This is a genomic window from Kitasatospora sp. NPDC059722, from assembly GCF_042733235.1.
Taxonomy (GTDB): Bacteria; Actinomycetota; Actinomycetes; order Streptomycetales; family Streptomycetaceae; genus Kitasatospora.
Window position 1 is genome coordinate 143,903 of the sequence record NZ_JBHWGD010000006.1, and the last position, 12,346, is coordinate 156,248.

The window sequence follows — 12,346 nt, forward strand, 5'->3', positions numbered from 1 at the left end:
GTGACCTCTCCGTAAGCACTCCGGAAGGCTCGACCAGTGTCTGCGCAAACCGCCACCGGTCATGACGCCGCGGACAGCCGCCGCTGGTGGGCATTGGCGGTCATCGCCATCGCCCAGCTCATGATCGTCCTCGACATCACCATCGTGAACATCGCGCTGCCCTCGGCTCAGCGGGACCTCGGGATCTCGGACGCCGACCGGCAGTGGGTGATCACCGCCTACACGCTCGCCTTCGGCGGACTGCTGCTGCTCGGCGGACGGCTGGGCGACCTCTTCGGCCGCAAGCGCGTCTTCACCATCGGCCTGCTGGGCTTCGCGCTCGCCTCCGCCGTCGGCGGCGGCGCGACCGGTCCGGCCATGCTCTTCGGCGCCCGTGCCCTGCAGGGCGCGTTCGGCGCCCTGCTCGCCCCGTCCGCGCTGGGGCTGCTCTCGACCACGTTCACCAACCCGAAGGAACGCAGTACGGCCTTCGGGATCTTCGGCGCGATCGCCGGCAGCGGCGCCGCGATCGGCTTCATCGCCGGCGGCCTGCTGACCGAGTACCTGAACTGGCGCTGGTGCCTGTTCGTCAACACCCCGATCGCCGTCGCCACCGCCTTCGCGGCCTTCTACGTCCTGGACCGCGACCACATCGCCAAGGGGCGGCGGGTCAGGCTGGACCTGCCGGGCGCGGTGCTCGGCTGCACCGGTCTGCTCGCCATCGTCTTCGGCACCTCCGAGGCCGTCACCCGCAGCTGGGGCGACGCACTGGTGATCGGCTCGCTGGTCCTCGGCGCGGCGCTGATCGCGGCGTTCGTCCTGGTCGAGCGGCGCACCGCGCACGCGCTGCTGCCGATGCACATCGTCGCGGACCGCAACCGCGGCGGCGGCGCTCTCTCGGTGGGGCTGGCGATGGTCGGCATGTTCGGCCTGTTCCTGTTCCTGACCTACTACCTGCAGGTCATCAAGCACTTCTCGCCGGTGGTCACGGGCGTCTCCTTCCTGCCGATGACGGGCGCGATCGTGCTGAGCTCGACCGGCATCGCGGCCCGGCTGATGACGCGGGTGCCGTCCCGGCTGCTGATCGGCCCGGGGCTGCTGCTCGCGGCGGCCGGCATGGCCTGGCTGACCCAGATGAAGGTGGACAGTCCGTGGGCCGCCATGGTGCTCCCGGCGGTGCTGCTGCTCGGCTTCGGCATGGGCCTGGTGTTCATGCCGTCGATGAGCCTGGCCACCCTCGGGGTCGCCCCGAACGAGGCCGGCGCCGCCTCGGCCACCATCAACTCGGCCCAGCAGGTGGGCGGTTCGTTCGGTACGGCGCTGCTGAACACGGTCGCGGCCAGTGCCACGGCGACGTACCTGTCCACCCGGCTCGTGCGGACGCCGCTGGTCCAGGCGCAGGGCGCGGTGCACGGCTACGTCATCGCGACCTGGGTGGCGATGGGCGTGCTGCTGCTGGCGGCGGTGATCGCGTTCCTGATGATCGACCACCGCCCGGCCCCCGGCGAGGCCACGGGCGTCCCGGGTGGCGCCGACGCCGCCGAGGCCGTTGCCGCCGTGGACGGGCAGCCCAGTGCCAAGGCGGGTGCGACCGCCCCGGCGGAGCGCCAGCGCGCCACCTGAAAGTTTCCGCAAGGTCTCGCAGTCAACCTCCGGCGCCTCCTCGACCCCTGGTCACCGTCCAGGGACCGGGGAGGCGCCGCCGTGCTGCCCGGAAGCCTTCGTCGGTGCGGACGGGCCGGAGTCAACTGCCGCCGGGTGACGGCTTTTCTCATGGAGCTTCAAGTCTCGGGTAACAACTTTTCCAGCCGGAGGCGTCATAGTCAGTGACCGGACAACGCCGCCTCCCGGGCAGGAGAGACTCGCATGGGCCAGCACAGCCGCCGCACGACCCCGCGACGCAGATTCCTGGCTCCGACCCTGTTCACCGCGCTCTCGGCGCTCACGGTGGCCGCCGTCGTGACCGGCATGCACTCGCTGAGCCCGTCCGAGGCGACGGCCGCGAGCAGTCCCACCCGCACCTCCCCGGCGGCGACGGCACCCGCGTCGCCCTCGGCCACCGCGGCTCCCACGACCCCCGCGGCCCCCGCGTCGACGTCACCGCTCGCCGAGCCCACGCCGTCGAGCACCCCGACGCCGACCGCCGACACCCCGACGCCCACACCCACACCCACGCCTACTCCTACTCCGACGGCCACCGCCACCGTCACCAAGGCCCCCGGCACCCGCACGGTGAACCTCGGCACCACCGCGGCCGCCCCGGCGACCTCCGAATCGTCCACCGTCGGCGCGCTGTTCAGCGGCTCCGTCGCGGCCGGCAACCACTTCTGCACCGCCAGCGTGGTGCACAGCGCCACCGGCAACCTCCTGCTCACCGCCGCGCACTGCCTCACCAGCACCGACGGCGTGGTGTTCGTGCCGGGCTACCGCAACGGCACGGCCCCGTACGGCACGTGGCAGGTGACCGCGATCCACACCACCACCGACTGGTCCCAGAAGGGCGACGTGGACGAGGACTTCGCGATCCTGGAGACGGCCCCCAGCAACGGCCGCAAGGTCGAGGACGTGGTCGGCGCCAACCGCCTGGGCACCGACGAGTCGTTCGGCGCGACCGTCCGCCTCTACGGCTACCCGGCCGACTCCGAGTCCCCGAGCCTGTGCACCAACGCCAGCGACAAGCAGAGCACCTACCAGCGCGTCATCGACTGCCCGAGCTACCCGGCCGGCACCAGCGGCGGCCCGTGGATCGACACCGCGACCGGGGACGTCGTCGGCGCCATCGGCGGCTACCAGCAGGGCGGGGACACCGACGACGTGTCCTACAGCGCCTACTTCGACCACACGATCGCGACGCTCTACTCCCAGGCCGAGGCCGCCGCCTCCGCCTCCTGAAGCCCGCCGCCCGGCCGCCCACCCCGCGGCCGGGCGGCGTCTCCGCCGGCGTGGTCCGGAAAACGACGAAGGCCCAGATCCGTGGAACAACTCCACTGATCTGGGCCTCGGTTGCAAGTGCCCCCGGTAGGATTCGAACCTACGCACCCGCCTCCGGAGGGCGGTGCTCTATCCCCTGAGCTACGGGGGCCTGCTCTTGCCGTCGGGGCCTGCGCTCCGACGTGGAGAACACTACCAGGCTCCGGCCGTGGTCCGTGCACGGGTTTCGCACCGGGCCGGCCGGGCGCCCGCCGGGCGGAAGTCGGGAAAGGCCGGACGGGGCGGCGGCCCCGCCGATACCCTCGGTGAGGTGTCGGGAGAGTCCGGGCGGGTCCTCGTGGTGGACGACAGCGAGGTGATCCGCCAGCTGATCAGGGTCAACCTCGAACTCGAGGGTTTCGAGGTGGTGACCGCCGCCGACGGTGCCGAGTGCCTGGAGGTGGTCCGCCGGGTGCGGCCGGACGTGGTGACGCTGGACGTGGTGATGCCGCGTCTGGACGGCCTGCGGACGGCGGCCCGGCTGCGCGCGGCGCCCGGCACCAGCGGGCTGCCGATCGCGATCGTGAGCGCCTGCACCCCGGCGGACCTGGATCTGGGGGAGGCGGTGGGGGTGGACGGCTACCTCGGCAAGCCCTTCGACCCGGCGGACCTGGTGGCACTGGTGCGCCGCCTGATGACCCTGGGCGGGCGGCCCGGCGGGTTTCGCCCTGAGCGAACAGAGCGCACCGATCGAGGCTGACACCGCCGCCGGGGCGCCGCACGGGCGTCTCAACCGGCAAACCGAGTGGCGGGCGGGCACCCCGTCTCGCCTACGCTTGGCGTCGTGACCCCCGCAGAGCTTTCCCAGGCAATCCAGGCCGCAGTGAGCGCCGCCGTCGAGGCGGGCGAGCTGGCCGTCGCCGTGCCCGAGCACGTGACGGTCGAGCGGCCCAAGAACAGGGACCACGGCGACTACGCGACCAACGTGGCCCTCCAGCTCGCCAAGGCGGCCGGCAAGCCGCCGCGAGCCGTCGCCGAGGCGCTGGCCGACCGCCTGCGAGGGATCACCGGCGTCACCAAGGTCGACATCGCCGGTCCGGGCTTCCTGAACATCACCCTGGACACCGCCACCGCCGGTGCGCTCGCCCGCACCGTCGTCGAGGCCGGCGAGGCCTACGGGCGCAACGAGGCCCTCAAGGGCCTGAAGATCAACCTGGAGTTCGTCTCCGCCAACCCGACCGGCCCGATCCACATCGGCGGCGTCCGCTGGGCGGCCGTCGGCGACTCGCTCGCCCGCGTCCTGCGGGCCTCCGGCGCCGACGTCACCACCGAGTACTACCTCAACGACGCCGGCGTGCAGATCACCAAGTTCGCCGCCTCGCTGCAGGCCGCCGCGAACGGCCGGGAGGTGCCCGAGGGCGGGTACGTCGGCGAGTACATCGTCGACATCGCCAAGGCGATCACCGGCGCCGTCCCGGGCCTGCTCGACCTGCCCGAGGCCGAGCAGCTGCAGGTCTTCCGCACCGAGGGCCTCAAGCTCATGGTCGCCGAGATCAAGCGCTCGATGGACGAGTTCGGCACCCACTTCGACGTCTGGTTCTCGGAGAAGTCGCTGCACGACTCCGGCGCCGTCGAGAAGGCCATCACCCGGCTGCGCGAGCAGGGCCACGTCTTCGACCAGGACGGCGCGGTCTTCCTGCGCACCACCGACTTCGGCGACGACAAGGACCGCGTCCTGATCAAGGCCGACGGCGACACCACCTACTTCGCCGCCGACGCCGCCTACTACCTGTCCAAGCGCGACCGCGGCACCGACGTCGCGCTCTACATGCTGGGCGCCGACCACCACGGGTACGTCAACCGCCTCAAGGCCATCTCGGCCTGCGCGGGCGACGACATGAACCACAACATCGAGGTGAAGATCGGCCAGTTCGTGAAGATGCTTCGCGACGGCGAAGAGGTCCGCATGTCCAAGCGGGCCGGCAACATCATCACGATCGACGACGTCGTCGAGTGGATCGGCGTGGACGCCGCCCGCTACACGCTGGCGCGCTCCTCCACCGACTCGACGATCACGCTCGACATCAACCTCCTGACGAGCCAGACCAACGAGAACCCGGTTTTCTACGTCCAGTACGCCCACACCCGGATGTGCGGCGTGGCCCGCAAGGCCGCCGAGCTGGGCGTGGACAAGGGCCCGGCCGAGCAGTTCAAACCCGAGCTGCTCGCCACCGAGTGGGAGTCCGACGTCCTCGGCCACCTCGCAGAGTTCCCGCGCGTGCTGGCCACGGCCGGCGAGCTGCGCGAGCCGCACCGGGTCGCCGTGTACCTGGAGAAGCTCGCGAGCAAGTACCACCGCCTGTACGAGAACTGCATGTTCCTGCCCAAGGGCGACGAGGAGCTCAACGACACGCACCGGGCCCGCCTCTGGCTGGTCGAGGCGACGCGTACGGTGCTCGCCAACGGGCTCACGCTCCTGGGCGTGACGGCGCCCGAGCGGATGTAGGAACCACCCCCAAGCGCACAGCGGGGGCGGCTGACGGTCAACGGGGACCGTCGCCGCCCCTCGCCATAGGTCTCGAAGGACTGGGAAAGACACATGAGTCGTTCCGCACACCCCGCAGGCCCCCGGCACGGGGACGTGCTGCCCGAGGGCCACTACCAGGCCCCGCCGGCCGACCTGAACGCGCTCGACCCCAAGGTCTGGTCGCGCACCGTGGCCCGCGACGCCGAGGGCGTGGCCACCGTCGCCGGGATCGACGTCAAGACGCTGGCGGCCGAGTTCGGCACCCCGGCCTACGTCATGGACGAAGAGGACTTCCGCACCCGGGCGCGCGCCTGGCGCGACGCCTTCGGCGCCGACGCGGACGTCTACTACGCCGGCAAGGCGTTCCTCTCCAAGGCGGTCGTGCGCTGGCTGCACGAGGAGGGCCTGAACCTCGACGTGTGCAGCGTCGGCGAGCTGGTCGTGGCGCTGGCCGCCGGGATGCCGGCCGAGCGGATCGCGCTGCACGGCAACAACAAGTCGGTGGACGAGCTGGAGCACGCCGTGAAGGCGGGCGTCGGCCACGTCGTCGTCGACTCCTACGAGGAGATCGAGCGGCTGGCCGCGATCGCCGCCCGGCACGGCGTCCGCCAGCCGGTGCTGATCCGGGTCACCGTCGGCGTCGAGGCGCACACCCACGAGTTCATCGCGACGGCGCACGAGGACCAGAAGTTCGGCCTGTCGCTGACCGGGGGAGCGGCCGCCGAGGCGGTGCGCCGGGTGCTCGGCCACCCGACGAGCCTGGAGCTGCGCGGCATCCACTCGCACATCGGCTCGCAGATCTTCGACATGGCCGGTTTCGAGGTGGCCGCCCGCCGGGTGGTCGGCCTGCTCGGGCAGGTCCGCGACGAGCACGGCGTCCAGCTGCCCGAGATCGACCTGGGCGGCGGCCTCGGCATCGCCTACACCAGCGACGACGACCCCCGCGAGCCGGCCGAGATCGCCGCCGCGCTGGCCGACATCGTCCGCCGCGAGTGCCGGGCGGCCGAGCTGGACGTGCCGCGGCTGAGCGTGGAGCCGGGCCGGGCGATCGTCGGCCCGACCGCGTTCACGCTGTACGAGGTCGGCACCGTCAAGCCGCTGGAGGGCCTGCGCACCTACGTCAGCGTGGACGGCGGCATGTCCGACAACATCCGCACCGCGCTGTACGACGCCGAGTACTCGGTGGCGCTCGTGTCGCGCACCAGCGACGCCGAGCCGATGCTGGTCCGGGTGGTCGGCAAGCACTGCGAGTCCGGCGACATCGTCGTGCGGGACGCCTTCCTGCCGGCCGACCTCGTCCCGGGCGACCTGCTCGCGGTGCCCGCCACCGGCGCGTACTGCCGCTCGATGGCGAGCAACTACAACCACGCCCTGAAGCCCCCCGTGGTGGCGGTCAAGGACGGTGCGGCGCGGGTGATCGTCCGGCGCGAGACGGAGGAGGATCTCCTGCGTCTGGATATCGGATGACGAAATTCTTGTCTCAGATCATGGAACGACCGTAGATCCGTGCGGAAAGTCCCCGAGACTGGTACGGACCGAAGTTCCCGGCGGCCCGAGAAAACCGCCGGAATTACCGAAGCACGATGAATGCAGAGCGGAGTCGGATGATGCGTACGCGCCCGCTGAAGGTGGCGTTGCTGGGCTGTGGTGTGGTGGGCTCCGAGGTGGCGCGCATCATGACGACGACGGCCGACGACCTCGCCGCGCGCATCGGTGCCCCGGTCGAGCTCGCCGGCATCGCGGTCCGCCGGGCCGGCCGGGACCGCCCCGGCGTGCCCGCGCACCTGCTGACCACCGACGCCGAGGCCCTGATCAACCGCGGCGACATCGACGTGGTGATCGAGGTCGTGGGCGGCATCGAGCCGTCCAAACACCACATCCTGTCGGCGTTCAAGCAGGGCGCCTCGGTGGTCAGCGCCAACAAGGCGCTGCTCGCCCAGGACGGTGCCGAGCTGCACGCGGCCGCCGCGGCGGCCGGGGTGGACCTGTACTACGAGGCCGCGGTGGCGGGGGCGATCCCGCTGCTGCGCCCGCTGCGCGAGTCCCTCGCCGGCGACAAGGTGAACCGGGTGCTCGGCATCGTCAACGGCACCACCAACTTCATCCTCGACAAGATGGACACCACCGGCGCCGGCTACTCGGAGGCGCTGGAGGAGGCCACCGCGCTCGGCTACGCCGAGGCGGACCCGACCGCCGACGTCGAGGGCTTCGACGCCGCCGCGAAGGCCGCGATCCTGGCCGGGATCGCCTTCCACACCAAGGTGACCGCGGCGGACGTCTACCGCGAGGGCATCACCGAGGTGACCGCGGCCGACATCGCCTCGGCCAAGGCGATGGGCTGCGTCGTCAAGCTGCTCGCGATCTGCGAGCGGGCCGCCGACGGCGAGTCCGTCACCGCGCGCGTGCACCCGGCGATGATCCCGCTGTCGCACCCGCTGGCCTCCGTCCGCGAGGCGTACAACGCGGTGTTCGTCGAGGCCGAGGCGGCCGGGCGGCTGATGTTCTACGGCCCGGGCGCCGGCGGCTCGCCGACCGCCTCGGCGGTGCTCGGCGACCTGGTCGCGGTGTGCCGCAACAAGCTCAACGAGGCCACCGGCCCCGGTGACTCGGTGTACACGCAGCTGCCGGCCAAGCCGATGGACGAGGTCGTCACCCGCTACCACGTCAGCCTGGACGTGGACGACCGCGCCGGTGTGCTCGCCCAGGTGGCCTCCGTGTTCGCCGAGCACGGCGTCTCCATCGACACCGTGCGCCAGCAGGGCCGTGACGGCGACGCCTCGCTCGTCGTGGTCACCCACCGTGCCACCGACGCCGCCCTGTCGGCGACGGTCGACAAGCTCCGCGCGCTGGACAGCGTGCGGGACGTGGCCAGCATCATGCGGGTCGAAGGGGAGTAAGGAACTAGCCATGAACGCCGTTGCCGAGAACGTCGTCCGAGGCGCGCACACCCACCAGTGGCGCGGCCTGATCGAGGAGTACCGCGACCGCCTGCCGGTCACCGCGGCCACTCCGGTGGTCACCCTGCTCGAAGGCGGCACGCCGCTGGTCCCCGCCCAGGTGCTGTCCGAGCGCACGGGCTGCGAGGTCTACCTGAAGGTCGAGGGCGCCAACCCGACCGGCTCCTTCAAGGACCGCGGGATGACGATGGCCATCTCCAAGGCCAAGGAGGAGGGCGCGCAGGCCGTCATCTGCGCCTCCACCGGCAACACCTCGGCCTCCGCCGCCGCGTACGCGGTGCGGGCCGGGATGGTGTCGGCGGTGCTCGTCCCGCAGGGCAAGATCGCACTGGGCAAGATGGGCCAGGCGTTGGTGCACGGCGCCAGGATCCTCCAGGTGGACGGGAACTTCGACGACTGCCTGACGCTCGCGCGCGAACTGTCCGAGAAGTACCCGGTGGCGCTGGTGAACTCGGTGAACCCGGTGCGCATCGAGGGCCAGAAGACGGCCGCCTTCGAGATCGTCGACATGCTCGGCGACGCCCCGGACATCCACGTCCTCCCGGTCGGCAACGCGGGCAACATCACCGCGTACTGGAAGGGTTACCGCGAATACGCCACCGACGGCCTGGCCTCCCGCACCCCGCGGATGTGGGGCTTCCAGGCCTCCGGCTCGGCCCCGATCGTGGACGGCGCGCCGGTGCTCAAGCCGCAGACCATCGCCACCGCGATCCGGATCGGCAACCCGGCCTCGTGGGACTTCGCGCTCGCCGCGCGGGACGAGTCGGGCGGCCTCATCGACAAGGTGACGGACCGTCAGATCCTGTCCGCCTACCGGCTGTTGGCCTCGCAGGAGGGCGTCTTCGTGGAGCCCGCCTCGGCCGCCTCGGTGGCCGGTCTGCTGGCCAAGGCGGAGGCCGGCCTGGTCGACCCGGGCCAGCGGATCGTCTGCACCGTGACCGGCAACGGCCTCAAGGACCCGGACTGGGCGGTGGCCGGTGCGCCGCAGCCGCAGATCGTCCCGATCGACCCGGAGGCGGCGGCCCGGCGCCTGGGCCTGCTCGACTGACCCACCAGAACGGGCCCACCGGGCCCATCGGGCAAAAGGCCTGATGCCCCACCGGACCGCGACGGGCCGACCCTTTCGGGGGTCGGCCCGTCAAAGTTCTCGACTGACACTTTTGTGTCAATTCCGCTGCGCATTCCGAACCGATTCCGCCCCGCCCTTTGACCGGGTGGGGTGCGCATTCCGGCCAGAAGCGGCAACACACCAGATCGAAGGCCCACGGGGTGTACCACTGGGGAACCTCTCTTCGATACTCTGGGTCCGGCCGTGTGGCACATGCCCCGGGTCCGTCCCCCTCGCGGGCCGCACCGACGACTGTGACCGCCCGCCCCGGTACGGGGCCCGCGGCCCGCCTCCCCACCCCCGCACCGAGGCGCTCCGCGCCGCCGAATTCCCCAGGAGAGTCCACCGCATGGCCGGTCCCGCGTTCCGTGCCGCCGCCGTCCGGGTCCGGGTCCCCGCGACCAGCGCCAACCTCGGTCCGGGCTTCGACGCCTTCGGACTCGCGCTGGGCCTGTACGACGACGTCGTCGTCCGGGTCGCCGACTCCGGCCTGTCCGTCGACATCGCCGGCGAGGGCTCCGACTCGCTGGCCCGCGACGAGCGCCACCTCGTCGTCCGCTCGATGCGCGCCGCCTTCGACCGCCTCGGCGGCCAGCCGCGCGGCCTCGAAGTGGTCTGCGCCAACCGGATACCGCACGGCCGGGGCCTCGGCTCCTCGTCGGCGGCCATCTGCGCCGGCCTCGTGGCCGCCCGCGCCGTCACCATCGGCGGCCCGTCCGCGCTGGACGACGACGCGCTGCTGGACCTCGCCTCCGAGCTGGAGGGCCACCCCGACAACGTCGCGGCCTGCCTGCGCGGCAACTTCACCGTCGCCTGGACCGACGAGGAGTCGGCCAAGGCGGTCGTCCTGGAGCCGTCCGAGCGGGTCGTGCCGGTCGTCTTCGTGCCCGCCACCGAGGTGCTCACCAAGACCGCCCGCGGCCTGCTGCCCAAGACCGTCCCGCTCGGCGACGCCGCGGTGAACGCGGGCCGCGCCGCGCTGATGGTCGAGGCGCTGACCCGGCGCCCCGAGCTGCTGCTCGCCGCCACCGAGGACCGGCTGCACCAGGACTACCGCGCCTCCGCGATGCCCGAGAGCGCCGGGCTGGTGGGCGCCCTGCGCGCGGAGGGCATCCCCGCCGTCATCTCCGGGGCCGGCCCGACCGTCCTCGCGCTCACCGACGAGGCGGGCGCCGACAAGGTGCTCTCCTTCGCCGGGCACCACGGCCACGGCGGCGACCCGGCGTTCGCCGCGCACCGCCTGGAGCTCGACCGCACCGGCGCCACGGTGCTCCCGCTGGACGCCTGAGCAGCACGTCCGGGCGGTCCGCCCGGGCCCGGCGGCGGCACGCCCGCAGCCGGGCCGTCCGGACACGATTGGCAAGCGCAAGGCTGGGGAATGTGTGAGGGGGTCGGTAGTGTTAACCTCATTGCTGCACCAGGTGCCCTCCGGGGCTCGGTGCGCCGCGTCCCGATCCCAGCACTCCGCTGCCGCGGAGTCCCGGCGATATTCGGGGCGACGATTCTCCGGGAGCCCACCGCAGCGCGTACGCAGCCTGCCTGCGCGACTTGCGGCCGCATCCCGAAGCCGTGACGGCACCTGACTCCCACCCGCGGCCTCCCACCTTGAGGCCAGGACGGGCGGAGCGCGGGCCACCGTCACGCGACGGGGGCCCGGGATTCGCAGGCAGCGTGGGGGTACGCCCTTCGGGGAGGTCGGCACACGGCCGGCCCACCGCGCCACTCGCACCACCGTGCTTCGTGCACCGCACCTCGCAGCTCTCCCTCGACGGGCTTCCGCCATTCGAGGGATCCCCGCCTCGGACCGACGCAGTCGAGCGTTGGTCAGGACAGCACAACCGGTCGCCGAGCCAGACAGGCCGACGTCCGCTCCAGGGAAGGACCCTTAGTGAGCGACACCACCGATCTGATGGGCGCGCGCCCGGACGCCGACGCGTCGGACGCCGCCGCCCCCGCTGCCCCGGCCCGGCGCCGCCGTTCGGCCGCCGCGGGCCTGGACGGGATGGTCCTGGCCGAGCTGCAGAAGCTCGCCGCGGACCTGGGCATCACCGGTACCGGACGCATGCGCAAGAGCCAGCTGATCGAGACCATCAAGGAGAAGAGCGGCGGCGACCCGCTGCTCGCCGCCGGTGGTGGCGCCCCGGCCGCCAAGCGCACCGCCACCAAGGCGGACGCCGAGGCCCCGGCCGAGAAGCCGGCCCGCCGCACCAAGGCCGCCGCGGCCGCCGCCGCCCCGGCCGACGAGCCGCAGGCCCAGATCGAGATCCCGGTCCAGGCCGCCGCCGAGACCGCCGCGCCCGCCCGCGCCGAGCGCACCCGCCGCCGCGCCACCTCGGCCGCCGGCGCCCCGGTCGCCGAGACCGCCGCCGCCGAGCCGGCCGCCGTCGTCGTGGCCGAGCCGAAGCAGGCCGAGGCCCGCCCGGCCGAGACCCGCGCCTTCGAGGGCCGCGAGGAGGGCCGCACCGAGTCCCGCCGCGACCGCCGCGAGCGCCGCGACCGCCGCGACGCCGGCGAGCGCACCGACCGCCAGGAGGGCGGCGAGGTCCAGGCCGGCCAGGACGGCGAGAGCCGCGAGTCGCGCCGCGACCGCCGCAACCGCCGTGAGCGCGCCGACCGCCAGGGCCAGCAGGGCGGCGGCCAGCAGCAGGGCGCCCAGGGCGACGGCCAGGCCCGCCAGGGCGGCCAGCAGCAGACCCAGCAGCAGCCGCAGGCGCAGCAGGGCGGCTACGACGACGACGAGTTCGGCGACGGCCGTCGCGGCCGGGGGGGGGGGGGGGGGGGCGGGCGGCCGGGGGGGGGCGCGCCCCCCCGCCCCCCGCCCCCCGCGCGCCCCCCCCGCCCCCCCGCCCCCGCCCCCCCGCCACC

General features: G+C 73.0%; 9 protein-coding genes and 1 tRNA gene. 9 read left to right on the forward strand and 1 reads right to left on the reverse strand.

Going from position 1 to position 12,346, the window contains the following annotated elements:
* The first annotated feature begins 36 nt into the window (after window positions 1-36).
* Window positions 37-1,602, forward strand: a complete 1,566-nt coding sequence (locus ACFV4F_RS05820) for an MFS transporter (RefSeq protein ID WP_380440088.1) — start codon at window positions 37-39, stop codon at window positions 1,600-1,602.
* A gap of 243 nt (window positions 1,603-1,845) precedes the next feature.
* Window positions 1,846-2,871, forward strand: a complete 1,026-nt coding sequence (locus ACFV4F_RS05825) for a trypsin-like serine peptidase (RefSeq protein WP_380500576.1) — start codon at window positions 1,846-1,848, stop codon at window positions 2,869-2,871.
* 118 nt (window positions 2,872-2,989) lie between these two features.
* On the opposite strand, the gene ACFV4F_RS05830 is transcribed toward ACFV4F_RS05825, so the two are convergent.
* A tRNA-Arg gene (locus ACFV4F_RS05830) sits at window positions 2,990-3,061 on the reverse strand.
* A 159-nt stretch (window positions 3,062-3,220) separates the two neighbouring features.
* On the opposite strand from ACFV4F_RS05830, the gene ACFV4F_RS05835 reads away from it, so the two are divergent.
* From ACFV4F_RS05835 to ACFV4F_RS05865, 7 genes are all read left to right on the forward strand, one after another.
* Window positions 3,221-3,649: a response regulator gene (locus ACFV4F_RS05835; RefSeq protein WP_380496763.1), complete on the forward strand. Its 429-nt coding sequence runs from the start codon at window positions 3,221-3,223 to the stop codon at window positions 3,647-3,649.
* Window positions 3,650-3,733: 84 nt separating this feature from the next.
* Window positions 3,734-5,395 carry an arginine--tRNA ligase gene (gene argS / locus ACFV4F_RS05840; protein WP_380440092.1) on the forward strand — a complete coding sequence of 554 codons (1,662 nt, stop codon included), beginning with the start codon at window positions 3,734-3,736 and terminating at the stop codon, window positions 5,393-5,395.
* A 93-nt stretch (window positions 5,396-5,488) separates the two neighbouring features.
* On the forward strand, window positions 5,489-6,883 hold the full coding sequence (gene lysA, locus ACFV4F_RS05845) for a diaminopimelate decarboxylase (protein ID WP_380496765.1): 1,395 nt from the start codon (window positions 5,489-5,491) through the stop codon (window positions 6,881-6,883).
* A gap of 137 nt (window positions 6,884-7,020) precedes the next feature.
* Window positions 7,021-8,313 carry a homoserine dehydrogenase gene (locus tag ACFV4F_RS05850; RefSeq protein WP_380440096.1) on the forward strand — a complete coding sequence of 431 codons (1,293 nt, stop codon included), beginning with the start codon at window positions 7,021-7,023 and terminating at the stop codon, window positions 8,311-8,313.
* Window positions 8,314-8,323: 10 nt separating this feature from the next.
* Window positions 8,324-9,421: a threonine synthase gene (thrC, locus tag ACFV4F_RS05855; protein ID WP_380440098.1), complete on the forward strand. Its 1,098-nt coding sequence runs from the start codon at window positions 8,324-8,326 to the stop codon at window positions 9,419-9,421.
* Between the two features lie 409 nt (window positions 9,422-9,830).
* On the forward strand, window positions 9,831-10,769 hold the full coding sequence (thrB, locus tag ACFV4F_RS05860; protein WP_380500577.1) for a homoserine kinase: 939 nt from the start codon (window positions 9,831-9,833) through the stop codon (window positions 10,767-10,769).
* Between the two features lie 600 nt (window positions 10,770-11,369).
* A partial coding sequence (locus tag ACFV4F_RS05865) for a Rho termination factor N-terminal domain-containing protein (RefSeq protein ID WP_380500578.1) occupies window positions 11,370-12,346 on the forward strand: 977 nt, incomplete at its 3' end.